This is a genomic window from Sphaerisporangium aureirubrum (assembly GCF_042658925.1).
GTDB lineage: Bacteria > Actinomycetota > Actinomycetes > Streptosporangiales > Streptosporangiaceae > Sphaerisporangium > Sphaerisporangium aureirubrum.
Genome location: NZ_JBHSRF010000005.1, coordinates 214947 through 239727, shown reverse-complemented (window position 1 = coordinate 239727; position 24781 = coordinate 214947). Strand labels below are relative to the sequence as shown.

The window sequence follows — 24781 nt, the reverse complement described above, 5'->3', positions numbered from 1 at the left end:
GTTTCACCCGGCGCCGCACACACTGCGGGTTGTCCGCCGTAAGGCGGCGCCGGATTCGCCGCACCACGACCCGCCGACTCGGCGCCGGAGAAATGACCATGGGTGGCACGGGGACACGTCTCGGGCGGCGCGTGGGGTGCGGCGGGAACCATGAGCCCGGCAGGACCCATGGGTGCGGCGGGAACGATGAGCCCGGCAGGGCCCGGGGGTGCGGGGGTGTCCCCCGCAGGAGAACAGCCCTTGCGGCTCCCGCGCGGAGCGCGCCCTCCGCAAGGACCGTTTCACCCGGCGCCGCACACACTGCGGGTTGTCCGCCGTAAGGCGGCGCCGGATTCGCCGCACCACGACCCGCCGACTCGGCGCCGGAGAAATGACCGTGGGTGGCACGGGGGCACGTCTCGGGCGGGGCGCCGGGGTGCGGTGGGCTAGATCGCTTTGGCGGTGCGGGGTAGGAGGGCGAAGGCGCCTAGGTAGAGCAGGCCGGCGACTACCAGTAGGCCCTGGTAGCCGATTACCAGGGAGAGGTACTCGAGGCAGCCGCCGAGGATGGCGCCTAGGAGGTTGGCGCCGAAGGCTGTGGTGGCGTCGGCGGTTTCGGCGAAGCGTTTGGCGAAGACGACGTTGGCGGCGAAGATCGGGAGGAAGGCCACCACCACCGCGCATACGGCTCGTAGCGGGAGTGGTAGGCCGAGGAGCCATGAGTTGGGCACCACGGCCGCCAGTATCAGGCCGCCCAGCAGGATGGCGTACATCACGGGTAGTGATGGTGTCCGGAACCGCCGGGTCACCTCCACGGCGGCCAGCACGGCGACCAGGACACCCGCGAACACGACCGCGTTGACCACCCAGGTGGTGCCGAACAGCAGGGCGAAACCGGTGACGTTCTTGGTCTCCAGCAACAGGAACGACACGCCCAGCAGGAACAGGTCGGCGTAGGGGCGCATGGTGCGGAACGGGCCCGCCACCGCGCGGACCGCGAGCACGCTGACCAGCAGGATCAGGCCGAGCGCGATCAGGTAGATGGACGGGATGTCCCGGCCGTGCAGGTAGAGGAACGGGCGGTCGTCCACGGCGGGGGGCGGGGTGCCCGCGGAGGCGCCGAGCCACACGCTGGGGCAGATCTGCGCGTCGACGGTGAAGCCGGCGGTGATCACGGCCTGCCGGCCCGCGCCGACCTCGTCCACGCACGGCTTGTGGCCGAAGGCCGCCTCGGCGGTGGAGGCGAGCCGGTCGACCAGCCACAGCTCGCGGTAGTAGTTGTACATCGCGAACGCGCCGCCCGGCTTGAGGTGGTCGCGCGCGGCGCGCATGGCCTCCTCGGTGAACAGGTAGCTCTCCAGGCGCAGCGAGCTGGCCCCGGAGACCAGCGTCAGGGAGTCGGGCAGCGCGAAGAGGATCAGGTCGTACTTGCCGTCGGTGCGTTCGAGGAAGGCCCGGCCGTCGGTGATGTGGGTGGTGACCCGGGGATCGCTGTAGGGCCGGTCGGGGTGGTTGAGGAAGCCGAGCTCACGCAGCTTGGGGTCGATCTCGACCGCGTCGACGTGCTTGGCGCCCTTGGACAGCGCGATGGCCACGTCGGTGCCGCTGCCCGCGCCCACGATGAGCACGTTGTCCAGGCGCCCGGCCGTGCCGGCGGCGGTGCGCTCGTACGGCAGGGCGTACTGGCGCTCCCACTCCAGCCGGTTGCGCGCCGGGATGGCCTGCTGGTGCGGGATGCCGTTCACCTGGATGTCCATGATCGGCACGTCGCCGATCGCGAAGTGCTTGTAGGTCACCTTGTAGTACGGCGACCAGAGCGCGCCCGCGGTGAGCGTCTCGAACGCCAGGGCTCCCACGATGACCAGCGACGGGATCGTCACCAGGGCGACGTACCGGCCGAGGGAGCGCGGCTGGAGCAGCACGCCGTAGGCGACGGCGACGATCAGGCCCCAGGCGACCGGCGGCGCGCTCATGAACGACAGCGCCGAGAACATCACGATGCCGGTGAGGCTGCCGATCAGGTCGTAGCGGTAGGCGTCCAGCCGGGGCAGCTCGGTGAAGCAGCGGCCGACCAGCTCGGCCGGGCCCATCAGCACCAGTGCCGCCGCGCAGAACACGACCGGCAGGATCGCCCACGCGGGCGGGCCGCTGGTGGACAGGCTGGTGAAGTACAGGATGCCCTCGGCCTCGCGGTTCACCGTGACCGGGAATCTCAGCACGATCAGCACCAGGACGGCCAGGACCACCGGCGAGTAGTACGGCTGCCGCGTCGTGCGCCCGGACCGTAGGAAGCCCAGGCCGATGCCGAGGAAGGACCCCAGCAGCACGAAGTTGGTGAAGTAACTCAGGTGCACGATGTTCGAGCCGGTCCAGCGGATGAGAGCCAGCTCCAGGAACAACATGAACGCGCTGGCCACCACCAGCCTCGGCCGCACGGCCATTCGTGGCGTGCGCGTGGCACCGGATTCGGGAACAGGCGGCGTGTCCGTGGCGATCACGGGTGACAACGTAGCCAACATCAGGTCGATCACGGAAGTCTTCCGCGGTGAGTCAGGCCCTCTTCCGCCGGTCACCGTGCGCTATCCCCCCGGCCGGACGGCCACGCCGCGAAACTTACATCCGCGCCACTTCTCCCGCGTCATCTGCGGGCGCCTCGCGACGGTCACGGATCGTGCCCGCGCCGAGGGTCACGCACCGTCGCCCCGGGCGCCGCGGCGGGGGCGTGCGGAAAAAGACCGCCGCGACTTGCGCGGTATCCGGGGAAATGGCGGGTAACACGGTATTTCTGCTGGTAGACGGGCCGGGGAGCGTGCGGCACGGTGGTGACGTCGCGTCGTCACGTCCCAGAGGTGGTGTCCTCATGCGGGTCCTCATCCAGTTGCGTCCCACTCCCGACCTCGTCACCGCCGTGGCGACGCCCGGCATGACGGCGACCACCGCCGACGTCGCCGGCGAGCTGCCGGGGGTGGAGCTCGACCACACCTTCTCCCCGGTCGCGGTCCCCCGGGCCCGGCCCGCCGCCCGGGACGGCGACCCGCTGTCGCTGAACCAGCCGCTGGTGTTCTCCATGGCGGCCGAGGACGCCTCGGTGCTGGTGCGGGGCGAGATCGCCGACGACGAGAGCTCGGCCCGCATGGCGTTGCTGCCGGTCCGCCACCGCGACGTGGTGGCGGTGTACGCCGACCCGGTGATCGAGACCACGCTGACCTGCGGCGGCTCACCGCCGGTCGGCACCTGGCAGGACGTCGAGCGGCTGATGGCGGTGCCCGAGCTGCTCGCCGAGGGCTGCGACGGGGCCGGGGTGGCGCTGGCCGTCTGCGACACCGGCGTCAACGCCGCGCACGTCGCCGAGCGTCTCGGCCGGGGCTGCCAGATCGACCACGCGCGCAGCTGGAGCCCCTCGGGGGTCTCGGGCGGCGCGGGGGCGTTCGAGGTGGACCACGGCACGATGTGCGCGTTCGACGCGCTGATCTGCGCCCCGCGCGCCTCGGTGATCGACATCCCGGTGCTGCTGTCACGGCGGCGCGGGGAGACGGTGATGGACGGCCTGCTGTCCGACGCGGTGGCGGCCTTCGCCCATCTGCGCACGGTGCTGGACGCCCAGCCGCCCGAGAGCCGCGCGCTGGTGGTGAGCAACAGCTGGGGGTCGTTCTCGCCCCTGTGGGACCTGCCGCCGGGGCGGCCGGGGAACTACTCCGACAACGCCGCCCACCCGTTCAACATCATCGTGGGCAGCCTCGCGCAGGCGGGGGCCGACATCCTGTTCGCGGCGGGGAACTGCGGCGTGGAGTGCCGCGACGGCCGGTGCGCGTACCCCGACCGCCCGATCGTCGGCGCCAACTCCCATCCCCAGGCGCTGTCGGTCGGCGGGGTGGACACGGCCGGGCAGCGGGTGGGGTACTCCTCGCAGGGCCCCGGGCGGCTCACCGAGCGCAAGCCCGACATCTGCGCCTACACCCACTTCTCCGGCTCGGGCGCCTTCGGCGCGGACAAGCCCGACTCGGGCACCTCGGCCGCCTGTCCCGTCGCGGCCGGGCTGGTCGCCGCGATCCGCACCCGCTGGCCGGCGTCCGTCCTGCCGCCCGCCCAGCTGCGCACCCTCCTGCAGCGCACCGCCGAGGACCGCAGCGACGTGGGGTACGACTACGACTACGGTTACGGCATCACCGACCCGGTCGCGTTGCTCGCGGCTCTGGAACGCCGCACCCCGGCGCTGGCCCGCTGACCGTCCCGTGCGTCGGGGCGGCCCGTCCGGCGCCGGACGCGTAGCGTGGTGACATGGTCCTGATCACCGTGCACCTGCCGTCCGGTGCCACGCTGGCGGACGCGCGCCGCGAACTCGGCCTCGCCGAGGACGAGGTGGACACCGCCTACGGCCTGGTACCCCTGGACCCCGGCCAGGGTCTCTACGCGCTGCGCGTCACCGAGGACGCCTCGCACCGCGCCGCGCCGCCCGCTGAGGGTCCATTCTCCGACCCTCACATCGAGCCGTACGGCCCGCCGCAGTGACCACACCCGGCGGGGCCTCGGCACAAGGTGCCGGTGACCACGCCGGGCGGGAACGTGCCGCCGACGGAGCTAGCGCGAGTAGTGCTCGACGACGAGCTGCTCGTCGACGGGCAGCCTGATCTGCTCGCGTTCCGGCCTCGCGGTGAGCGTGAAACCGAGCTGCTTGAGGTCGACGGCCAGGTAGGGCGCGGTCAGCTCGTCGGCGTACACGCCCTCGGCGGCGGCGACGAACGGCTGCATCGCCCGCGAGCGGGGGCGCACGGCCACCGTCTGGCCGGGTTTGACCAGGTAGCTCGGGATGTCGACCTTACGGCCGTCCACGGTGATGTGACCGTGGTTGACGTACTGGCGGGCCGCGTAGATGGACGGGGCGAGCCCGGACCGCAGCACCAGCGACGCGAGGCGGCTCTCCAGGATGCTCACCAGCTCGGCCCCGGACCGGCCGGGGCGGCGCTGCGCCAGCTCCCAGTACCGGCGCATCTGCTTCTCCGACACGTCGTAGTACCAGCGCAGCTTCTGCTTCTCCAGCCTGCGCACGCTGTAGTCCCCGGCGGCACGCCGGTTGGTCTTGCGGCCGTGCTCGCCTGGCGGGTAAGGCCGCCGCTCGAAATAGCGGACGGCCTTGCGAGTCAGCGGGATGCCGGCTCGCCGGGACAGCCGCACTTTCGGACCGGTGTAGCGCACGATGACCCCTCTATGCTTAGGTAAGCCTTACTAAGGCAAGCCTAACCTTAGCGCACTAACGGCGTACGAACCGCACGACAGCGAGAACCAGGAGCACCCGTCATGCACGTCACGGTCCCGCCCATCTCCGAACGCGTCCGCGGCCTGGCCCTGACCGCCGTGCCCACCCACGTCTCCCTCGACGGCACCGCGCACGCCGCCCGTGGCGGCGTCGACGAGACCGGCCGCCCGCTGCTGCTGGTCCGGCCCGGCGAGCCCCTGCACGCGCTGACCGGCCAGGACGAGGCCGTGGTCACCGTCGACCTCACCGCCACCCGCGCGCTGGCGGGCATCGACCACCCGCGCGGCCTGCTGAAGGTGCAGGGCTGGGCGCAGGCCGTGCCGCGGGACCTGCTCCGCGACGCCGCGGTCACGGTCGCCGCCCGCTGCCCCGACGAGTCCCTGTTCGCCGCCGTGGAGGGCGACCCCGCCGGGCCGCGGCTGTTCCAGGTCGACGTGGCGCAGGTCATCTACCTCACCGGCCAGGAGTCGGGCCTGCTGGACGCCGACGACTACTTCGGCACCGGCCCCGATCCCCTGCTGGAGGCCGCCGAGCAGATGCTGGCGCACGTCAACGAGTCGCATCGCGACCAGCTCCACACCGCTCTGCGCACCCTGCTCGGCCATCCCGTCACCGACGCCTGGCTGTGGGAGCTGGACCGCTACGGCGCGACCGTCCGCTCCGGCATCGAGGACCCCACCCTCATCCGCCTGCCGTGGCCCTCACCGGTAACCGCCCCGCACGCTCTGGAGCGCGCCCTGGCCACGCTGCTCTGCTCCCACGGTCGCGGCTGAGCGCATCGAGGCGTCCACCACCTCGGGGGCGAGGATGTGGTCGATCACCATTAGGGCGCACCCGACGATGCCGGCGGCGGGGCCGAGGCGGGTGCGCTCCACGCGCAGGCTGCGGGTGGACAGGGCCGTGGAGCGGCGGTGGACGACCTCGCGGACGGCCGAGACGAGGGGCTGGAAGGTCTCGGTGACGTCGCCGCCGAGGACCACCACGGCGGGGTTGAGCAGGTTGACGGCGCTGGCGACCACCTCGCCGAGCAGGCGGCCCGCCCGCCGGACCACGGCCATCGTCTCGGCGTCGCCGGCGCGGACCAGCGTGACGACGTCGGCCAGGGAGGACACCTCGCGGCCCCGGGCCCGCAGGTCGCGCAGGATCGCGGTGCCGCTGGCCACCGAGTCGACGCAGTCGATGTTGCCGCACCGGCACAGCACGCCGCCGCCGTCCCGCACGGGGATGTGACCGATCTCGCCCGCGGCGCCGAGCGCGCCGCGCAGGATGCCGCCCCCGGCGATGACGCCGGCGCCGATGCGGGTGGACACCTTCACGAAGAGCAGGTCGTCCACGTCGGGGGCGTACGCGGTGCGGTACTCCCCCATCGCGATCACGTTGACGTCGTTGTCCACGAACACCGGCACCGGAAAACGGGCCGAGACGATCGGCGGGATGACCACGCCGGTCCAGCTGGCCATGACGCGGGCGCTCTCGGTGCGGCCCGCCGCGAACTCGACGGTGGCCGGGACGCCCATGCCGACCCCGCGCACCGACGCCATGGGGCGGTCGCCGAGCAGGCCGTCCCAGTGGTCCATCAGCAGCGGCAGCACCACGTCAGGGCCGCGCTCGACGTCGATCTCCAGCTCGGTGCGGGCCAGCTCGCGGCCCGCGAGGTCGCACATCGCGATCTGGGTGCGCCCGGCGCCGAGTGAGGCGACCAGGACGACGCCCCCCGCCGCGTTGAACGCGAGCCGGGCCGGCGGCCTGCCCCCGGTGGACGGGCCCTCGGTGTTCTCCACCACGAGGCCGTGCTCCAGGAGCTCGCCCACCCGCAGGGCGACCGCGGGACGGGACAACCCCGTGACGCGGCCGATGTCCGCCCGGGTGACGGCCTCTCCCGACCTGATCAGACCGAGCACATCACCGCTGCTGGCCAGCGTGGCCGCTGATCGTCGACGCACGGGACCAGTCAACCACACCTCTTTTGTAATACAAAGTTCCTAAGTTGCTCATCTCAATCGGCAAAACTACGGTTGTAACGGTCATAAGTTCCGGCTAGTGTCCGATCTGTCCTCACCTGGTCGATCTCCGGAGCCTTCCCGTGCCTGAGCCCGAGCCCCCAGCCGCCCACCACGCCGACCTCGTCGTGTTCGGCGGCACCGGCGACCTCTCGATGCGCAAGCTGCTCCCGGCCCTGTTCCACAGCGACCGAGACGGCCGCCTGGACCCGCGGACCCGGATCATCGCCCTGTCCCGCGGCGGCCTCACCGACGCCGACTTCCGCGGCAAGGTCGAGTCCGCCGTGCGGCCCGGCCTGCACACCGGCGACGCCGCGAGCTGGGACCGCTTCCTCGGCCGCCTGCGGCACGTCTCGGTGGACGTCGGCGCCCCCGGCCAGGACGGCTGGGGCGACCTCACCCGGCTGCTCGGCGGGTACGAGGACGTCGACCGGATCTTCTACCTGGCCAGCCCGCCGATGACGTTCGGCCCGTTCTGCCGGGCGGCGCACGCGGCCGGGCTGGTCACGCCCCGCTCCCGCGTGGTGCTGGAGAAGCCGCTCGGCCGCGACCTGGAGGGCGCTCAGCGGATCAACGAGGAGGTCGGCGCGATCTTCGCCGAGCACCAGATCTTCCGCATCGACCACTACCTCGGCAAGGAGACGGTGCAGAACCTCCTGGTGCTGCGCTTCGCCAACGCCTTCCTGGAGCCGATCTGGAACTCCTTGTGGATCGACCACGTCCAGATCACCGCCGCCGAGTCGGTCGGCACCCCCGGGCGGCGCGGCTACTACGACCACGCGGGCGCGCTGCGCGACATGGTGCAGAACCACCTGCTGCAACTGCTGTGCCTGGTCGCGATGGAGCCCCCGGCCCGCAACGACCGCGAGGCGGTCCGCGACGAGAAGGTCAAGGTGCTCCAGGCGCTGCGCCCCATCGCGGGCACCGAGGCGCGCCGGTTCACCGTGCGCGGCCAGTACACCGCCGGGCAGGTGGACGGCGAGGCGGTGCCCGGGTACCTGGACGAGCCGGACAAGACCCCGCCGACCGACGCCTCGCGGCACGTCGAGACGTTTACCGCCGTGCGCGCCGAGGTGAAGAACTGGCGCTGGGCGGGCGTCCCGTTCTACCTGCGCACCGGCAAGCGCCTGCCGTTCCACCGCTCGGAGATCGTGGTGCAGTTCAAGGAGGTGCCGCACTCGATCTTCCCCGGCGGCGGCCCCAACCGGCTGGTGCTGCGGCTGCAGCCCAGCGAGGGCATCACGCTGCACATCCTGGCCAAGGAGCCGGGTGCGGGCGAGGTGACGCCGCGCGCGGTGCCGCTCAGCCTGAGCTTCGCCGACACCTTCCGCACCCGGGTGCCCGAGGCGTACGAGCGGCTGCTGATGGACGTGCTGTCGGGCAATCCCACCCTTTTCATGCGGCGTGACGAGGTCGAGGCCGCCTGGCGCTGGATCGACCCGATCATCGCCACCTGGGAGGCGGACGGCGCCGTGCCCGGCCCCTACACCGCCGGCACCACCGGCCCGGCCGCCGCCCACGAACTGCTCGGCCGCAGCGGCCGGGCCTGGCACGAGGAGGACCTGCCGTGAACCCCGTCGTCGAGGAGGTCACCGCGCGCGTCGCCGAGCGCAGCCGCCCGAGCCGCGCGGCCTACCTGCGGCGCGTGGCCGCCGCGGCCCGCGAGGCCCGCGAGCGCGGCCCTGCGCGCACGGCGCTCGGCTGCGCCAACCTCGCGCACGGCTTCGCCGCCTGCTCCCCCGCCGACAAGCTGGCGCTGCGCGGCGCCGAACGGCCCGGCGTGGCCATCGTGTCCGCGTACAACGACATGCTGTCGGCCCACCAGCCCTACGAGACCTACCCGCCGCTGCTCAAGCGGGCGGTGCGCGAGGCGGGCGGCGTCGCGCAGTTCGCCGGCGGCGTGCCCGCGATGTGCGACGGCGTCACCCAGGGCCGTCCCGGCATGGAGCTGTCGCTCTACAGCCGCGAGGTCATCGCGATGGCCACCGCGATCGCGCTGTCGCACGACATGTTCGACGCCTCGCTGCTGCTCGGCGTGTGCGACAAGATCGTGCCGGGCCTGCTGATCGGCGCGCTGCACTTCGGCCACCTGCCCGCGCTGTTCGTGCCCGCCGGGCCGATGCCGTCCGGGCTGCCCAACAAGGTGAAGGCGCGGGCCCGCCAGCACTTCGCCGAGGGGAAGATCGGGCGCGGCGAGATGCTGGACGCCGAGGCGAAGTCGTACCACTCCCCCGGCACCTGCACCTTCTACGGCACCGCCAACTCCAACCAGGTGCTGATGGAGGTCATGGGCCTGCATCTGCCGGGGTCGACGTTCGTCAACCCGGGCACCGAGCTGCGCGACGCCCTCACCGCGGCGGCGGGGCGGCGCGCGGTGGAGATCACCGCGCACGGGCCGGAGTACACCCCGGTCGGCGAGGTGGTCGACGAGAAGGCCGTGGTGAACGCGGCCGTGGCGCTGCTGGCCACCGGCGGCTCCACCAACCACACCATGCACCTGGTGGCCATCGCCGCCGCGGCGGGCATCGAGCTGCTGTGGGACGACCTGGCCGCCCTGTCGGCGCACGTGCCGCTGCTCACCCGGATGTACCCCAACGGGCAGGCCGACGTGAACCACTTCCACGCGGCGGGCGGCATGCAGGCGCTCATCGGCGACCTGCTGGACAACGGGCTGCTGCACGAGGACGTGCTGACCGTCGCCGGGCACGGCCTCGGGCTCTACCGCGGCGCGGCGTCGCTGAAGGACGGCGAGCTGGTCTGGACGGAGGTCCCGCCGGCCGGCACCGACCCCGGCGTGCTGCGGCCGGTGGCCGCCCCGTTCTCCGCCGACGGCGGCATCCACATGCTGCACGGCAACCTCGGCCGGGCGGTCAGCAAGGTGTCGGCGGTCAAGCCCGAGCACCTGGTGATCGAGGCCCCGGCCAAGGTGTTCGACGACCAGGCCGAGCTGATGGCGGCCTTCGAGGCGGGCGAGCTGGACGGGCGGGACTTCGTCGCGGTGATCCGCTACCAGGGGCCGCGCGCCAACGGCATGCCGGAACTGCACAAGCTGACCCCGCCGCTGGCCGTGCTGCTGGACCGGGGCCAGAAGGTGGCGCTGGTCACCGACGGCCGCATGTCCGGGGCCTCGGGCAAGGTACCCGCGGCCATCCATCTGTCGCCCGAGGCGGCCGACGGCGGGCCCATCGCGCTGGTCCGCGAGGGCGACCTGGTCCGCCTGGACTCCGCGGCGGGCACGCTGGATCTGCTGGTGCCCGCTTCGGAGCTGGCGGCCCGCACCCCGGCGGGCCGTCCCCTGGCCGACGACGAGTGGGTCGGCACCGGCCGCGAGCTGTTCACCGCCTTCCGCCGCACGGCCGCGCCCGCCGAGCGCGGCGCCGGGGTGTTCGCCATGAGCGGCGCCGAGCCCGCCACCTTCGGGGGGCTGCCGGTCGTGCGGGACTCCCAAGGCGTCCCGGATCCCCGGGACGTCCTGGACGTCGTGCCGGAGTTCGCGGAGGGGCGCGCGTGAGCGCGATCGAGACCCCGTCGGCGCGCGACCCGTGGCTGGTCGCCGACGTCGGGGGGACCAACGCGCGGTTCGGGCTGGTCACCCGGCCGGGCGGCCGGCCGGAGAGAGTCGTCGTCGTTCGTGGGGGCGAGTACGACGGCCTCGCGGACGCCGTGCACGACTACCTGCGGCTGCACGCGGGGGGCGTGCGGCCCGGGGCGGCGTGCCTGGCGATCGCCGGGCCGGTGCACGGCGACCGGTACCGGCTCACCAACACGGACTGGGCGGGGACGGGGGCCGGACTCGGCATCCCGTACGTGGAGCTCCTCAACGACTTCGAGGCGCTCGCGCTGTCCCTGCCGCGGCTGGCCGGCGAGCAGGACCTGGCGTCCCTCGGCGGCCCCGCCCCGGCGCCCGGCATGGTGAAGGCGGTGCTCGGGCCGGGCACCGGTCTCGGCGTCGCCGCGCTGGTGCCCGCGCGCGGCGGCTGGGTCCCGGTGCCGGGCGAGGGCGGGCACGTCTCGGCGCCCGTCGTCACCGACCTGGAGATCGAGGTGATCCGGGCGCTGCGGGCCGATGGGATGGCGTTCGTGGACGCCGAGCACCTGCTGTCCGGGCCCGGCCTGGCCCGGCTGCGGCACGGCCTGGCGCTGGTGGAGGGGGTGGCGGCGGCTCCGCTGCCGGCCGCGGAGATCGTGGCCCGAGTGGATGATTCGCTATGCTCGCGTACCGTCTCGGTGTTCTGTGGTCTACTGGGGAGCTTCGCGGCTAATGTCGCTTTGACCTTGGGAGCACACGGTGGGGTATACCTCGGGGGTGGGATCGTGCCGCGTATCGTCCGGCGCATCCGGGACAGCGACTTCCGGCGCCGCTTCGAGGCCAACCTCGTGCCGTCCGGCTACCTGAGCGGCATCGCCACCACGGCCATCGTCGCCGAACAGCCCGCACTGACCGGCGCCGCCGCATGGCTCGGCCAGCGCCACGCCGACCGGACGCCCCTGCCGCCACCGGCGCGCAGCGGCGAGGCGGCGTCCCCGCGACCGAGGAGCATCGCACCGTGAGCATTCTCGACCTGGCCCCCGTCGTCCCGGTCGTCGTCATCGACGACGTGGACACCGCGGTGCCGCTGGCCCGCGCGCTGGTGGCGGGCGGGCTGCCCGCCATCGAGGTGACGCTGCGCACCCCGTGCGCCCTCGCGGCCATCGCGCGGATCGCCGCCGAGGTCCCCGGCGCGGTGGTCGGCGCGGGCACCGTCCGCACCCCCGGCGACGTCGCCGCGTCCGCCGAGGCCGGCGCCCGCTTCCTGGTCAGCCCGGGGGCCACCCCGGCGCTGCTGGACGCGATGGCGGGCTCCGGCGTGCCGTACCTGCCGGGCGCGGCCACCGCCTCGGAGGTGATGGCGCTCGCCGAGCGCGGCCTCACCGAGCTGAAGTTCTTCCCCGCGGTCCCGGCGGGCGGCGTGCCGTACCTGAAGGCGCTCGGCGGCCCGCTGCCCGAGGTGCGCTTCTGCCCGACCGGCGGCATCCGCAGGGAGACCGCCCCCGACTTCCTGGCCCTGCCCAACGTCGGCTGCGTCGGCGGCACCTGGCTCACCCCGCCGGACGCCCTCGCCTCCGGCGACTACGGCCGCATCGAGAAACTCGCCGCGGAGGCCGCCGCGCTACGCGGCTGACCCGGCCCCCGGATCCGCCCGCGGCCCTCCTCCCTCGGAGCGCGGGTGAACGCCATGAAGTCGCCGCGATCCGATCGACGTTCATGGACCTGGGCCCGTGGCTCGCCTCACCCGGCGGCCACGGGCCCGTCCTCAGCGGTCCACACGTGCCTCCGCCATGGACAGCGACGGGGCCAGATCCTCCAGCGAGCGGCGTTCGGCGTTCACCCCGAACAGCAGGGCCACCACACCGGCCACCAGCATCAGCGCGGCCGCGCCGATGTAGCCGTAGAAAAGGCGGACCGGGTCGGGATGGTCGCCGATCAGCCAGCCGAACACGACCGGGCCGAGCGCGCCGAAACCCTGAGCGATCGAGAAGAACAGCGCGATCACCAGGGCGCGGATCTCCAGGGGGAACAGCTCGCTCACGGTGAGGTAGCCCGAGCTGGCCGCGGCCGAGGCGACGAAGAACATCACCGACCACAGCAGGGTCTGGGTGGTGGCGGTGAGCATGCCCTGCCGGAACAGCCAGCTGGTGCCCGCGAGCACGGTGCCCGAGACGATGTAGGTGCCCGCGATCATCGGGCGGCGGCCGACGATGTCGAACAGCGGGCCGAGCAGGACCGGGCCCGCGAGGTTCCCCGCGGCGAACAGCAGCAGGTATCTGGACGCGTCGTGCGGGGTGACGCCGTAGAAGGTGTCCAGCACCAGCACGTAGGTGAAGAAGATGGAGTTGTACAGGAACGACTGGCTGATCATCAGGGTCGCGCCGAGCACGGCCCGCTTCGGGTAGTCCCGCAGCACCACCCGGGCCAGCACGCGGTAGGACGGCGCGCCGAACGGCCGCAGCTCGATGCCCTTCGACTCGTCCACCGGCGGCAGTTCCCGCCCGCCGGCCGCCACCGCGGCCTCCACCTCACCGGTCACCCGTTCGGCCTCGGCGACGTGCCCGTGCGTGACCAGCCAGCGGGGACTCTCCGGCAGGTGCCGCCGCAGCCACCAGATGAGCAGCCCTACGGCCGGTCCGAGCAGCAGCGCGAGCCGCCATCCGAGATCGACCGGCAGCAGGTCCGGATCGAGCAGCACGTACGTGCCCGCCGTCCCGATCATGGCCCCCAGCCAGTACGTCCCGCTCACGGCCAGGTCGACCCGTCCCCGGAACCGCGAGGGGATCAGCTCGTCGATCGCCGAGTGGATGGCGGCGTACTCCCCGCCGATCCCGGCCCCCGCGAAGAACCGGAACACCAGCAGGAACGCCAGGTTCGGCGAGAACGCCGTGATCCCGTTCGCGATCAGGTACAGCGACAGGGTGACCAGGAAAAGCTTGCGCCGCCCGAACCGGTCGGACAGCCGCCCGAACACCAGCGCCCCCGCCACCTCCCCGATCAGGTACACCGTGGCCGTCAGCCCCACCTCCACGGCCGTCAGCCCCAGCGTCTCCCGCTCCCGCAGCACCGACCCGATGGCGCTGGCGATCGTGATCTCCATCCCGTCCAGCACCCACGCCACGCCGAGCGCCACCACCAGCCGCGTGTGGAACCCGGCCCACGGCAACCGATCCAACCTCGCGGGCACCAGGCTCCGCACGACGTCCCCCATGCCGCGAGACGTTATCCACCTGCGGGAACGCTTAACCTTCCCCGGCACGACGGCGCCCGGTCCCCGCTCGGGGACCGGGCGTCACGTCCGGCCGATCAGCCCGCCACGGTGGGCTTGGCGTCCCGCATGGACAGGGATGGGGCGAGGTCCTCCAGGGAGCGGCGTTCCGCCTTGACGGCGAAGAACCAGGCGACCAGGCCGGCGCCGACCATCAGGACCGAGGCGAACAGGTAGCCGTAGAACAGGCCGTTCGGGTCGGGGTGGTCCTGGTCGCCGATGAGGGCGCCGAAGACGACCGGGCCGAGGGCGCCGAAGGCCTGGGCTACGGAGAAGAACAGCGCGATGGTGAGGGCGCGGATCTCCAGGGGGAACAGCTCGCTGACCGTGAGATAGCCCGAGCTGGCCGCGGCCGAGGCGACGAAGAAGATCACCGACCAGAGCAGCGTCTGGGTCACGGCGTTCAGCACGCCCTGCTGGAACAGCCATCCGGTGATCGCCAGCAGCACGCCGGAGACGATGTAGGTGCTGGAGATCATGGGACGGCGGCCGACGGTGTCGAACAGCGGCCCGAGGATGAACGGCCCGGCCAGGTTGCCGACCGCGAAGGCCAGCAGGAACTTGGAGGCGTCGTTCGGGGACACCCCGTAGAAGGTGTTGAGCACCAGCACGTAGGTGAAGAAGATCGCGTTGAACAGGAACGACTGGCTGATCATCATGGTCAGGCCGAGGAACGTCCGGCTCGGGTACTCCCGCAGCACCACCCTGATGATCTCCCGGTAGGACGGCGACCCGTGCGGCCGCAGGTACAGGGCCTTGTCCTCGTCCACGGGAGGCGGCTCCTTCCCGCTCTTCGCCACCGCCGCCTCCACCGAGGCCACGGCCTCCTCGGCCTCCTCGTGCCTGCCGTGCATCAGCAGCCACCGCGGGCTCTCCGGCAGATGCCGCCGCAGCACCCAGATCATCGCGCCGAGCACCGGCCCGATCAGCAGCCCGAGCCGCCACCCGAGGTCGATCGGCAGGATGTCCGGGTTCAGCAGGATGTAGGTGCTGGCCGTGCCGATGATGGCCCCCAGCCAGTACGTCCCGCTGACCGCCAGGTCGACCCGTCCCCGGAACCGCGAGGGGATCAGCTCGTCGATCGCCGAGTGGATGGCGGCGTACTCCCCGCCGATCCCGGCCCCCGCGAAGAACCGGAACACCAGCAGGAACGCCAGGTTCGGCGAGAACGCCGTGATCCCGTTGGCCACCAGATAGAGCGCGAGCGTGAGGATGAACAACCTCCGCCGCCCGAACCGGTCGGACAGCCGCCCGAACACCAGCGCCCCCGCCACCTGCCCGATCAGGTAGACCGTCGCCGTGAATCCGACCTGCACGGCCGACAGCCCCAGCGTCCCCTTGTCCTGCAACACCGACCCGATCGCGCTGGCGATCGTGATCTCCATCCCGTCCAGCACCCACGCCACCCCGAGCGCCACCACCAGCCGCGTGTGGAACCTCGACCAGGGCAACCGGTCCAGCCGCGCCGGCACCAGCGTCCGCACCACCCCATCAGCAGCCACCAAGCCACCGCCCTACTCGAAAAGCCTCCGGCGCCGCCCGCCCCTGACGGCCACTTACGGCGAGGCCCCCTGCCCCCGCCGGGCGGCTCCTAACAGCCCTCTCGGCGGGGAGTGAACGGCCCTCGGCGTGCCGAGGTCAGGCGCGTTTGGCGATGGCGGTGATGAAGGGCTGGACGAGGCGGGCGGCGAGGGGGCCGAAGGCGGCGAGGATGAGGACGTAGGCGGCGGCCAGGGGGCCCAGGTCGGGGTGGGCGCCGGCGGCCACCGCCAGGCCGGCGATGACGATGTTGAACTCGCCTCGGGGGATGAGGGCTATGCCGGCGCGGGCGCGGCCGGCCCGGGCTATGCCGGCGCGGCGGGCGGCGTAGGCGCCGGTGAGGAGTTTGGTGACCATGCTGACGAAGGCCAGGGCCACGGCCAGGCCCGCGACGGGGAGGATCTTGGTGGGGTCGGTCTGGAGGCCGAAGAAGACGAAGAAGACGGCGGCGAACAGGTCGCGGAGCGGGATGAGCAGGGTGCGGGCCTCTTCGGCGAGCTCGCCGGACAGGGCGATGCCGACCAGGAAGGCGCCGACGGCGGCGGACACCTGGAGCTGCTGGGCGACGCCCGCCACCAGCAGGGCCAGGCCGACCACCTTGAGCAGCAGGACCTCGTTGTTGGGGCTGGACACGAACGCCTCGATGAACCTGCCGAAGCGCAGCGCGATCAGCAGGACGACGCTGACGGTGCCGAGCGCGATCGCCACCGTCGCCGCGCCGGCGGCGAAGGTCAGCCCGGCCAGCAGCGCGGTCAGCAGCGGCAGGTAGACGGCCATGGTCAGGTCCTCGAACACCAGCAGGGACAGCACGACCGGGGTCTCCCGGTTGCCGATCCAGCCGAGGTCCGACAGCACCTTGGCGGTGATGCCCGAGGAGGTGGCGTAGGTCACGCCGGCCATCGCCACCGCCGCGACCGGGCCCCAGCCGAGCAGCAGGGCGCAGATCGCGCCGGGCGCCGCGTTGAGCACCAGGTCGACCAGGCCCGCCCGCGCGTTGCCCTTGAGGCTGGTGACCAGTTCGTCGGCGTTGTACTCCAGGCCGAGGGTGAGCAGCAGCAGGATGACGCCGAGCTCGGCACCGACCGCGGTGAACTCTTCGCTGGTGGCCAGGGGCAGGATGCCGCCGGTGCCGAACGCCAGCCCGGCGACGAGATACAGCGGGATGGGCGAGATGCCCACCCGCAGCGCCAGGGCGCCGAGGATGCCGAGGCCGAGCAGGACCGCGCCGAACTCCAGGAACAGGATCGCCGTGTGGTGCAACTCGCGAACCTACCCCTTGGCCAGGATCTCGACGACCGCGGCGGTGCTGTCCGCCCCGCCCACGACGACCACGACGTCCTCCACCTCCAGCGAGAAGTCCGGTCCCGGGCTGGCGAACACCTGCCCGCTCCGCACCACGGCGACGATGGACGCCCCGGTGCGGGTCCGCACCCGCGCGTCCCCCATCGGCCGTCCCGCGTACGGCGAGCCCGGCCCGATGGGCAGCTGCAGGCTGACCAGCCCCTCGACCTCCCTGTGCAGGTCGTTGAGCCGCTGGACGATCCGCGGCGCCCCGAGCAACTCTGCCAGAGCGTCCGCCTCCTCGTCGTTCAGCCGCACGCTCTCGCAGGCCCGGTCCGGGTCGCCGGAGTCGTAGATGACCAGATCCCGCTGCCCGGTCCGGTGGGACACCACCCCGACCCGCCTGCCGGACCGCGTCGTGAACTCATGCCGCAGCCCGATCCCCGGCAACGCCGTCTGCTCGACCTCCACCGCACGACCTCCACCGCCGGGATTCGCCTGTTCTGCCCCCGACCCTACCAATCTGAACGATCGATGAAGCCGATCACGACGGCGGCCCTTACGGAGATCCTTTCCGTGGCGGCCGGGGCTGTCAGGGGCTCAGCAGCCCGATGGGGTTGCCGTCCGGGTCGGTGAAGACGGCCATCCGGCCCATGCCGGGCAGGGTCTGCGGCTCCAGCGTGCGGGCGCCGCCGAGCTTCTCCGCCCGGCTGAGGGCGGCGTCGACGTCGTCGACCCGGAAATAGACGACGAAGCCGGTGTACGGGCTGCCGGGGCCGGACTGGCCGATGCCGCCGGCGGGCGGGCCGTCCGGGGTGCCGACCAGGGCGTAGGTCTCGTCCAGGACGGTCACCGGCCAGCCGAACATCTCCTGGTAGAAGCGCCGGGCGCGGGGGGCGTCGGGGCTGGAGACGTCGAACCACGCGGGCGTGGGGGAATGCGAGGTCATGGGGTCCTCCTGGATGGGTGAGCCGTGTCTCATTCGAACAACAGACCGCCTCGGTGGGGCAGAATCATCTGTCGTGAGCGATATTTCGGTCCGGACGGCGGACGATTCCGACCTGGCCCGTGCACGCGACGGGGACGGCGCCGCGTTCACCCGCCTGATGGAGCCGCTGCGCCGGGAGCTGCACGCGCACTGCTACCGCATGCTCGGCTCCGTCCACGACGCCGACGACGCCCTGCAGGACGCCCTGCTGCGGGCGTGGCGGGGGCTGTCCCGGTTCGAGGGCCGCAGCACGCTGCGGTCGTGGCTGTACACCGTGGCCACCCGCACCTGCCTGGACCTCGTGGAGACCCGCGGCAGGCGGGCCCTGCCGGTGGACCTCGGCCCGTCCAGCGAGCGGGCCGTGCTCGGCGACACCCCGCGCACCGACGTCGCCTGGCTCGGCCCCTACCCGGACGCGGGCCTCTACGGCGGCCCCGCCGGGCCGCACGCCCGCTACGAGCAGCGTGAGGCCGTCGAGCTGGCCTTCGTCGCCGCCCTGCAGCACCTGCCGGGCAACCAGCGGGCGGCCCTGCTGCTGTTCGAGGTCCTCGGCTTCTCCGCCGCCGAGATCGCCGCCACCATGGACACCACGATCGCGTCGGTGAACAGCGCCCTGCAACGCGCCCGCGCCATAGTCGCCGAGAAGATCCCCGCCCCCGCCCAGCAGCGCACGCTCCGCAAACTGGGCGACGCGCGCCTGCGTGAGATCGTCGCCGGCTACTCCACCGCCCTGGAACGCGGCGACGCCGACGCCCTGGTCGCCCTCCTCACCGAGGACGTCACCTGGTCCATGCCGCCACTCCCCCGCTGGTACCGGGGCCTTACGGCCGTCACCGACTTCGCCACCCGGGTCCCCCTCACCGCCTGCGGCTCCTGGCGCCACATCCCGGTCACCGCCAACGCCCAGCCCGCGGTCGCCTGCTACCTCAGGAACGCCGGCACCGGCCCGCACCTGCCCTGGTCCGTCAACGTCCTCACCCTCCGCGGCGACCGCGTCGCCGCGATCACCTCCTTCGTCGGCCCCGAGCACTTCATCCCCTTCGGCCTGCCCGCCTCGTTGCCCTGAGCTCACCGGGCTTTCCTCCCATGGCCACCGGTACCGCCGTCCGAATACCGCCGTCCCCCGATAAGTCCATCCAGGTGCCGGGTCGGGGCATTGCCGCCCGCGCGTCGGCTTGGTCGTTTACGGTCTTACTCGTGATCGCCCCCGGCATCGCCGTCCCCCAGCGGAACCTCGGGCTCGCCGCCCGTCACCCCGCCGCGTCCCCGTCCCACGGCGAGGGGGCCTCGTGACGAGGAGCGGTTCGATCCTGCTGGACCGGTTCCACCATCCCGCGCAGGTCGTCGTCGCCGGGTTCGGGCTCGCCGTCGCGGTGGGGACGCTGCTGCTGTCGCTGCCCATCGCCACCACCACGGGAGAGTCGGCGCCCTTCCTGACGGCGCTGTTCACGGTCACCTCGGCGGTGTGCGTGACGGGGCTGCTGCTGGTGGACACCTCCGCGCACTGGTCGGTGTTCGGCGAGGTGGTGATCGCCCTGCTGATGCAGGTCGGCGGGCTCGGCGTGATGACGCTCGGCACCGTCTTCACGTTGCTGGTGTCGAAGCGGCTCGGGGTGCGGGCCCGGATGCTGGCGCAGATGGAGACCAAGACGCTGAGCCTGGCCGACGTCCGGCGCATCGTGGCGCGGGTGGTGGTGTTCAGCCTGGTGTGCGAGGCCGTCGCGGCGGTGGTGCTGACCGCGCGGTTCGCCGCCGGGTACGGCGAGCCGATAGGGCGCGCGGTGTACCTCGGGGTGTTCCACTCGGTGTCGGCGTTCAACAACGGCGGCTTCGCGCTGTGGAGCGACAGCCTGATGCGCTTCGTCGGCGACCCGTGGATCTGCCTGACCATCGCGGTCGCCGTCATCGTCGGCGGGCTGGGCTTCCCGGTGGTGTTCGAGCTGATGCGCTCGTGGCGGCGGCCCCGCCGCTGGAGCATCCTGACGCGCATCACCCTGGCCACCACCGTGGGCCTGCTGATCTTCGGCACGGTGGCGTTCATCGCCGCCGAGTGGAGCAACCCCCGCACGCTCGGGCCGCTGGACGACGCGGGCAAGTGGCTGGCGGCGTTCTTCACTGCCGTCATGCCGCGCAGCGGCGGCTTCAACACCCTGGACCTGGCCCACCTGTACCCGTCGAGCTGGCTGGTCACCGACCTGCTGATGTTCGTCGGCGGGGGCAGCGCGGGCACCGCCGGCGGCATCAAGGTCACCACGTTCGGGCTGTTCGCCTTCATCGTGTGGGCCGAGCTGCGCGGCGAGCCGCGGGTCAACATCGGCCACCGGCGGCTGCCGGAGGGCGCGCAGCGCCAGGTGGTGGCGGTCATGGCGCTCGGCGCCGGGATCGTGGTCGTGTCCACCTACCTGTTGCTGGTCATCACCCCGCACAGCCTGGACCAGGTGCTCTTCGAGGTCATCTCGGCGTTCGGCACGGTCGGCATCTCCACCGGCATCACCGCCGAGCTCGGCACGGCCGGGCACGTGATGATGGTGGTGCTGATGTTCATCGGCCGCATCGGCCCCCTCACCCTCGGCTCGGCCTTGGCGCTCAAGGAACGAAGCCGCCGCTACGAACTCCCCGAGGAGCGAGTGATCATTGGCTGACAGATCGAACGACCCCGTGGTGGTCATCGGGCTGGGCCGCTTCGGCACCGCCCTGGCCCTGGAACTGATCCGCCGGGGCAACGAGGTGCTGGCCATCGACCACCGCCCCAAGGTCACCCAGCAACTGGCCGGCCAGATCACCCAGATCGCCACCGCCGACGCCACCGACATGGAGGCCCTGCAACAGCTCGGCGTCCCCGACTTCCGCCGCGCCGTGGTGGGCATCGGCGGCGACCTGGAGGCGTCCATCCTGACCGCGTCCCTGCTGGTGGAGCTGGAGATCGACGCCATCTGGGCCAAGGCCATCAGCCGCCAGCACGGCCGCATCCTGGACCGCCTGGGAGTGCACCACGTCGTCTTCCCCGAGCACGACATGGGCGAACGCGTCGCCCACCTGGTCAGCGGCCGGATGCTGGACTACATGCAGGTGGACGAGGACTTCGCCCTCGTCAAGACCCGCCCCCCCAAGGACTACGTCGGCATCCCCCTCGGCCAGTCCAACCTCCGCCGTAAATACGGCGTCACCATCGTCGCCGTCAAGAGCCGCGACGAGCAGTTCACCTACGCCGACTCCGAAACCGTCCTGTCCTACGACGACACCATTCTCGTCTCCGGCCGCACCGAACAGGTCGAACGCTTCTCCGAACTCTGATCTCCGCCACCCTCCCGTTCTGTCACCTCGGGGTTTTTACCTCCATCAAAAGGCTCTTACCGGCAATTCTCTTCACCGTGATACTGGGCGAAACCATGACAAGTCCGATCCAGTGAAGGAATCGCGGCGATGATTTCAATGACATACCGCCGGTGGGCATTACGCGGATCGGCCGTGCTCGGCACGGCGGTCGTCGTCCTCTCGACGGTCGGCGTGCCGGGCGCCTCGGCACAGGTGCTCTACCCGTCCTGCGGCGGAGAGGCCACCAAGACCTCGACGTCCACCACGGCGTACATAGGGGGCTGCTTCAAGGCCCAGGCGCGCATCGACCGCTACTACGCGGGCCTGCCGAGGTCCTACTACGGCCCCGAGACCAGCACGACGTCCTCCGTCACCGCCTCGGACGGCTCCTTGATCGGCAACGCCGCCCGCTTCTACGTGGCCAACAGCGGCGACCCCGGCAAGCACTGGACGAGCTACATCTACTTCTGACCGCCGACGGCGCGTGCCCCCGCCCTGTGGAGACGTCCGGATGACACGGCCGCGCACCCTGACCCGCCGAACGGTCACCCGCTCCACCAGGGCCGCGCTGGCCCTGGCGGCCGGAATCCTCATCGCCGTCTCCTGCTCCCCCGGGACCCCACCGGGCGACCCGTACGCCGGAGATCTCGAACGGGCCCGAAAGCAGGCGGTATCCGATTTCGAGAAACAGGTCCTGGCCGACCGCGAAATCACGCGCCCCGAATACGACGAGGCCGTACGCCGCTATGTCTCCTGCATGAAGGCGCACGGCCTGGGCTTCGAGGCCGTCCTCGGCGACTACGGCTACTACACCTATGTGGAGACCCCGTCGAGTCCCCGCCACGACGCGATCCACCTCGTGTGCCGCCGCGGAACCACCTTCCTCATCGAGAGCCTGTACACCGAGATCATCACCAACCCGGGCCACCGGGACCTGGACGAGCTGCGCGCCGCGTGTTTCGTCCGAAAAGGCCTGGCACCGAAGGACTACTCCGGCGATTCCTCCAAAGCCGACGGACGCCGCGGCTACGAGGGCGCGCCGTTCGACAAGGAGGATCCGCGTTTCCAGCAGTGCCTCGCGAATCCCTCGATGTGACAATCCCGGTCCCGCCTGCCGGTTATCCCGGCATTCGCCTCCGTCACCCCGCGGCCGGGCCCGGGACTCCGTCGGCGGCCGCGGGCGTGGCGTCCTCCCAGGCGCGCAGGTATCTCTGGATCGCGTTCCGGTTGCGCTGCAAGACGTCGATGCGTCGTTCGATGCTGCTGAGCTGACGACGCAGTCCGTCCAGATCTTTCGCCGCCGGGCACACCGGAGGCTCCGTGCTCTCCTTCGCGGCCTCCAGGCAGGGCAGGACCTCGCGGATCATCTCCGTCGTCAGGCCGGCTTCGAGGAGTTCGCGGATCTGCAGTACCCGGTCGACGGCGGGCTCGCCGTAGCTGCGGTATCCGTTGCCGCTCCGGAACGGGTGCAGGATGCCGACCTCCTCGTAGTAACGAAGCAGCCGCGGCGCGACACCCGTCTTCGCGGCCAGGTCCCCGATCTTCACATCGCTCTCCTCGACTCGTCGCCGGTGCGGCTTGACCTTCACATTAATGGAAAGGTTTAGCGTCGTGCACGTCCCCCAGACCTGCCCCAGCGGGTTGATCGACCGCGTCGACGAGAATGTGAGATCAAGAGATGACGACGGGTTCCAGAACGAACGCGAGCAAGCCGGGCGGCGGCGGATGGACCGCGGACCGGATGGCCGATCAGAAGGGCCGCACCTTCGTCGTGACGGGTGCGACCAGCGGTCTCGGCCTGGTGACGGCGCGCGAGCTCGCGGCGCACGGCGGCCGGGTACTGCTGGCCGTCCGTGACGCGGCACGGGGAGAACAGGTGGCGTCCTCGCTGCGCGGGGCGTATCCCGGGGCCGAGGTGGAGGTGCGCCAGGTCGACCTGCTGGATCCGAAGTCGATCCGCCGGGCGGCGCAGCGGATCGGCGAGGAGGAGTCCGTCGACGTACTGGTCAACAACGCCGGCATCTCCATGGTCGAGCACTCCGTGACCGCGCAGGGCGCGGAGCGCCATCTCGCCGCGAATCACCTCGGCCACTTCGCGCTCACGGCGTTGCTGGAACCGGCGCTGCGCCGGTCGCCGGCCCCGCGGGTGGTCACCGTGACGTCGTACATGCACGAGAAGGGCGAACTCGACCTGGACGACGTCGCGTGGTCGCAGAAGTACACCCCTCTCGCCGCCTACTCGGCGTCGAAGCTGGCCAACGCGGTCTTCGGCGTGGAGCTCGCCCGGCGCGAGCGGTCGTCGTCGCCGCCGATCACCAGCGTTCTCGCGCACCCCGGCTACAGCAACACGCCGATGCAGAGCAAAGGCACCGGGATCACCGGAGTCGCCATGCGCATCGCCGGCAAGCTGTTCGCGCAGACCCCGGAGATGGGAGCCCTCCCCCAGCTTTACGCGGCGACCGAGCCCGGCCTCACCGCCGGCTCCTACATCGGGCCCGACGGCCGGGGCGGACGATCCGGGTATCCCACACTCGGACAGGTGTCCGCGGCGGCCCAGGACCCAGAACTCGGCCGCCGCCTGTGGGACCGCTCGCAGCAACTGACCGGCATCCGCTGGCACCCCACCGAAGCGTGACCCGTACCGCCCGCGGACGTCCGGGCCGCCGAACCGATGAGCAGCCGTGTGCCCCGCTCACGGGTTGATGTGGGGGTGAGGTTCAGATCGCGCGGTGAACGGTGCCGGTGGGGTCGGACACGAGGTTCAGGCCCAGGGCGGTGAACTGGTCGCGCAGGTCGGCGGGGGTCTGGACGGCGCCTTCGGACAGCAGGACGAACTGCCGCAGGACGGCGCGGGCGGCGGGGTCGTCGATCACGGCGGCGTCCCAGATCACCTGGCCGGCCTCGGTGCGGACGTCGAAGGCGAAGAACGCGCAGCACGCCTTCTCCCTGGCGGCCAGGTCGCGCACCCATTCCTCCAGTCCCGGCTCGGCGCGCAGGCGGAAGCGGACGCCCTCGGCGGTGTCCTCCCGCGAGACGAGGGCCCGGTCGAACAGCCGCCGGTACTCGGCCAGGCGCTCCTCGGCGGTGTCGGGGGCGCCGGTCATGTCGCAGACGACGGGGGTCGACGCGGGGGGAAGGTCCATGGTTGCTCCTCAAAGGGATTCGTCGCCGGTTGTGTCACCGTCACCAGGACCCTAGAGTCTGGACCTAGGTCCAGAGTCAAGAGGTGAACCGTGAAGATCGGCCAGGTCGCCCGGGAAGCCGGGGTCAGCGTGGACACGGTCCGCTTCTACGAGCGGCGCGGCGTGCTGCCCCCCGCCAAGCGCAGGCCCTCGGGCTACCGCGAGTTCGGCGCGTCCGCGGTGGACCGCATCCGCATGGCGAAGAGCTTGCAGGAGCTGGGCCTCACCCTGGACGAGGTCGTGGACGCCCTGCGCACGCACGACACCGGCACCGCGACCTGCGACAGCGAGCGCTGGCGCCTGGAGGCCGTGGTGGCGCGCATCGACGCCCGGATCGCGGAGCTGACCCGCGCCCGGCACGACGCCGCGACGGCCCTGGACGACTGCCGGTCCGGCCGGTGCAGGCTGGTGCCGGACCTGGAGCGGTGATCGTCGCCGGGCCGGCG

Annotated in this window: 24 protein-coding genes; 14 read left to right on the top strand and 10 right to left on the bottom strand. The window is 72.0% G+C overall.

Going from position 1 to position 24781, the window contains the following annotated elements; all coding sequences use genetic code 11:
* Nucleotides 1-425 precede the first annotated feature (425 nt).
* Complete coding sequence (locus tag ACFP1K_RS05840) at nt 426-2477, bottom strand: spermidine synthase (RefSeq protein WP_380747697.1); 2052 nt, start codon at nt 2475-2477, stop codon at nt 426-428.
* A 362-nt stretch (nt 2478-2839) separates the two neighbouring features.
* Between ACFP1K_RS05840 and ACFP1K_RS05835 the strand changes: the two genes are divergently transcribed.
* Complete coding sequence (locus tag ACFP1K_RS05835) at nt 2840-4204, top strand: S8 family peptidase (RefSeq protein WP_380747695.1); 1365 nt, start codon at nt 2840-2842, stop codon at nt 4202-4204.
* 53 nt (nt 4205-4257) lie between these two features.
* Nucleotides 4258-4488 (top strand): hypothetical protein, encoded by a 231-nt coding sequence (locus tag ACFP1K_RS05830; RefSeq protein WP_380747693.1) that lies wholly within the window; start codon nt 4258-4260, stop codon nt 4486-4488.
* 69 nt (nt 4489-4557) lie between these two features.
* On the opposite strand, the gene rpsD is transcribed toward ACFP1K_RS05830, so the two are convergent.
* The gene (rpsD, locus tag ACFP1K_RS05825; RefSeq protein ID WP_380747691.1) at nt 4558-5172 is read right to left on the bottom strand and encodes a 30S ribosomal protein S4; all 615 of its coding nucleotides are present in this window, start codon (nt 5170-5172) and stop codon (nt 4558-4560) included.
* A 102-nt stretch (nt 5173-5274) separates the two neighbouring features.
* Here rpsD and ACFP1K_RS05820 point away from each other — a divergent pair, with 102 nt between their 5' ends.
* Nucleotides 5275-6006 (top strand): DUF2470 domain-containing protein, encoded by a 732-nt coding sequence (locus ACFP1K_RS05820; protein WP_380747689.1) that lies wholly within the window; start codon nt 5275-5277, stop codon nt 6004-6006.
* Here ACFP1K_RS05820 and ACFP1K_RS05815 read toward each other — a convergent pair.
* Complete coding sequence (locus tag ACFP1K_RS05815; protein WP_380747687.1) at nt 5935-7176, bottom strand: ROK family transcriptional regulator; 1242 nt, start codon at nt 7174-7176, stop codon at nt 5935-5937. The genes ACFP1K_RS05820 and ACFP1K_RS05815 overlap by 72 nt on opposite strands.
* Nucleotides 7177-7316: 140 nt before the next feature.
* Here ACFP1K_RS05815 and zwf point away from each other — a divergent pair, with 140 nt between their 5' ends.
* Genes zwf through eda form a run of 4 tightly spaced genes read left to right on the top strand, consistent with a single transcriptional unit; the run spans nt 7317 to nt 12395 of the window.
* Complete coding sequence (gene zwf, locus ACFP1K_RS05810; protein WP_380747685.1) at nt 7317-8804, top strand: glucose-6-phosphate dehydrogenase; 1488 nt, start codon at nt 7317-7319, stop codon at nt 8802-8804.
* Nucleotides 8801-10744: a phosphogluconate dehydratase gene (gene edd, locus ACFP1K_RS05805; RefSeq protein WP_380747683.1), complete on the top strand. Its 1944-nt coding sequence runs from the start codon at nt 8801-8803 to the stop codon at nt 10742-10744. The genes zwf and edd overlap by 4 nt, the downstream gene beginning before the upstream one ends.
* Nucleotides 10741-11784, top strand: a complete 1044-nt coding sequence (locus ACFP1K_RS05800; protein ID WP_380747681.1) for a glucokinase — start codon at nt 10741-10743, stop codon at nt 11782-11784. Before edd ends, ACFP1K_RS05800 begins: the two co-directional genes overlap by 4 nt.
* Nucleotides 11781-12395, top strand: coding sequence for a bifunctional 4-hydroxy-2-oxoglutarate aldolase/2-dehydro-3-deoxy-phosphogluconate aldolase (eda, locus tag ACFP1K_RS05795; protein WP_380747679.1), 615 nt, complete (start codon nt 11781-11783; stop codon nt 12393-12395). Before ACFP1K_RS05800 ends, eda begins: the two co-directional genes overlap by 4 nt.
* Before the next feature lie 132 nt (nt 12396-12527).
* Here the strand turns inward: eda and ACFP1K_RS05790 are convergent, their stop codons facing one another.
* The 5 genes from ACFP1K_RS05790 to ACFP1K_RS05770 form a co-directional block, all read right to left on the bottom strand.
* Complete coding sequence (locus ACFP1K_RS05790; RefSeq protein WP_380747677.1) at nt 12528-13973, bottom strand: MFS transporter; 1446 nt, start codon at nt 13971-13973, stop codon at nt 12528-12530.
* 95 nt (nt 13974-14068) lie between these two features.
* Nucleotides 14069-15532 (bottom strand): MFS transporter, encoded by a 1464-nt coding sequence (locus ACFP1K_RS05785; RefSeq protein WP_380747675.1) that lies wholly within the window; start codon nt 15530-15532, stop codon nt 14069-14071.
* A 136-nt stretch (nt 15533-15668) separates the two neighbouring features.
* Complete coding sequence (locus tag ACFP1K_RS05780) at nt 15669-16829, bottom strand: cation:proton antiporter (protein ID WP_380747673.1); 1161 nt, start codon at nt 16827-16829, stop codon at nt 15669-15671.
* A gap of 9 nt (nt 16830-16838) precedes the next feature.
* Entirely contained in the window at nt 16839-17321 is a 483-nt protein-coding gene (locus ACFP1K_RS05775; RefSeq protein WP_380747670.1) for a cation:proton antiporter regulatory subunit, read from the bottom strand.
* A 121-nt stretch (nt 17322-17442) separates the two neighbouring features.
* Nucleotides 17443-17799 carry a VOC family protein gene (locus tag ACFP1K_RS05770; protein WP_380747667.1) on the bottom strand — a complete coding sequence of 119 codons (357 nt, stop codon included), beginning with the start codon at nt 17797-17799 and terminating at the stop codon, nt 17443-17445.
* Nucleotides 17800-17872: 73 nt separating this feature from the next.
* On the opposite strand from ACFP1K_RS05770, the gene ACFP1K_RS05765 reads away from it, so the two are divergent.
* The 5 genes from ACFP1K_RS05765 (at nt 17873) to ACFP1K_RS05745 (ending at nt 22249) form a co-directional block, all read left to right on the top strand.
* A complete protein-coding gene (locus ACFP1K_RS05765) occupies nt 17873-18904 on the top strand; it encodes a sigma-70 family RNA polymerase sigma factor (RefSeq protein ID WP_380747664.1) in 1032 nt (343 codons plus the stop codon).
* A gap of 223 nt (nt 18905-19127) precedes the next feature.
* Complete coding sequence (locus tag ACFP1K_RS05760; RefSeq protein WP_380747662.1) at nt 19128-20480, top strand: TrkH family potassium uptake protein; 1353 nt, start codon at nt 19128-19130, stop codon at nt 20478-20480.
* Complete coding sequence (locus ACFP1K_RS05755; RefSeq protein ID WP_380747660.1) at nt 20473-21132, top strand: potassium channel family protein; 660 nt, start codon at nt 20473-20475, stop codon at nt 21130-21132. Before ACFP1K_RS05760 ends, ACFP1K_RS05755 begins: the two co-directional genes overlap by 8 nt.
* 129 nt (nt 21133-21261) lie before the next feature.
* Nucleotides 21262-21624 carry a hypothetical protein gene (locus tag ACFP1K_RS05750; RefSeq protein ID WP_380747658.1) on the top strand — a complete coding sequence of 121 codons (363 nt, stop codon included), beginning with the start codon at nt 21262-21264 and terminating at the stop codon, nt 21622-21624.
* Between the two features lie 40 nt (nt 21625-21664).
* A complete protein-coding gene (locus ACFP1K_RS05745; RefSeq protein WP_380747656.1) occupies nt 21665-22249 on the top strand; it encodes a hypothetical protein in 585 nt (194 codons plus the stop codon).
* Between the two features lie 43 nt (nt 22250-22292).
* On the opposite strand, the gene ACFP1K_RS05740 is transcribed toward ACFP1K_RS05745, so the two are convergent.
* Nucleotides 22293-22700 (bottom strand): MerR family transcriptional regulator, encoded by a 408-nt coding sequence (locus ACFP1K_RS05740; RefSeq protein WP_380747654.1) that lies wholly within the window; start codon nt 22698-22700, stop codon nt 22293-22295.
* Between the two features lie 131 nt (nt 22701-22831).
* Here ACFP1K_RS05740 and ACFP1K_RS05735 point away from each other — a divergent pair, with 131 nt between their 5' ends.
* On the top strand, nt 22832-23788 hold the full coding sequence (locus ACFP1K_RS05735; RefSeq protein WP_380747652.1) for an oxidoreductase: 957 nt from the start codon (nt 22832-22834) through the stop codon (nt 23786-23788).
* An 82-nt stretch (nt 23789-23870) separates the two neighbouring features.
* Here ACFP1K_RS05735 and ACFP1K_RS05730 read toward each other — a convergent pair whose 3' ends face one another.
* A complete protein-coding gene (locus ACFP1K_RS05730; protein WP_380747650.1) occupies nt 23871-24296 on the bottom strand; it encodes a hypothetical protein in 426 nt (141 codons plus the stop codon).
* A 90-nt stretch (nt 24297-24386) separates the two neighbouring features.
* On the opposite strand from ACFP1K_RS05730, the gene ACFP1K_RS05725 reads away from it, so the two are divergent.
* Entirely contained in the window at nt 24387-24764 is a 378-nt protein-coding gene (locus ACFP1K_RS05725; protein WP_380747648.1) for a MerR family transcriptional regulator, read from the top strand.
* The last annotated feature ends 17 nt before the right edge of the window (nt 24765-24781 follow it).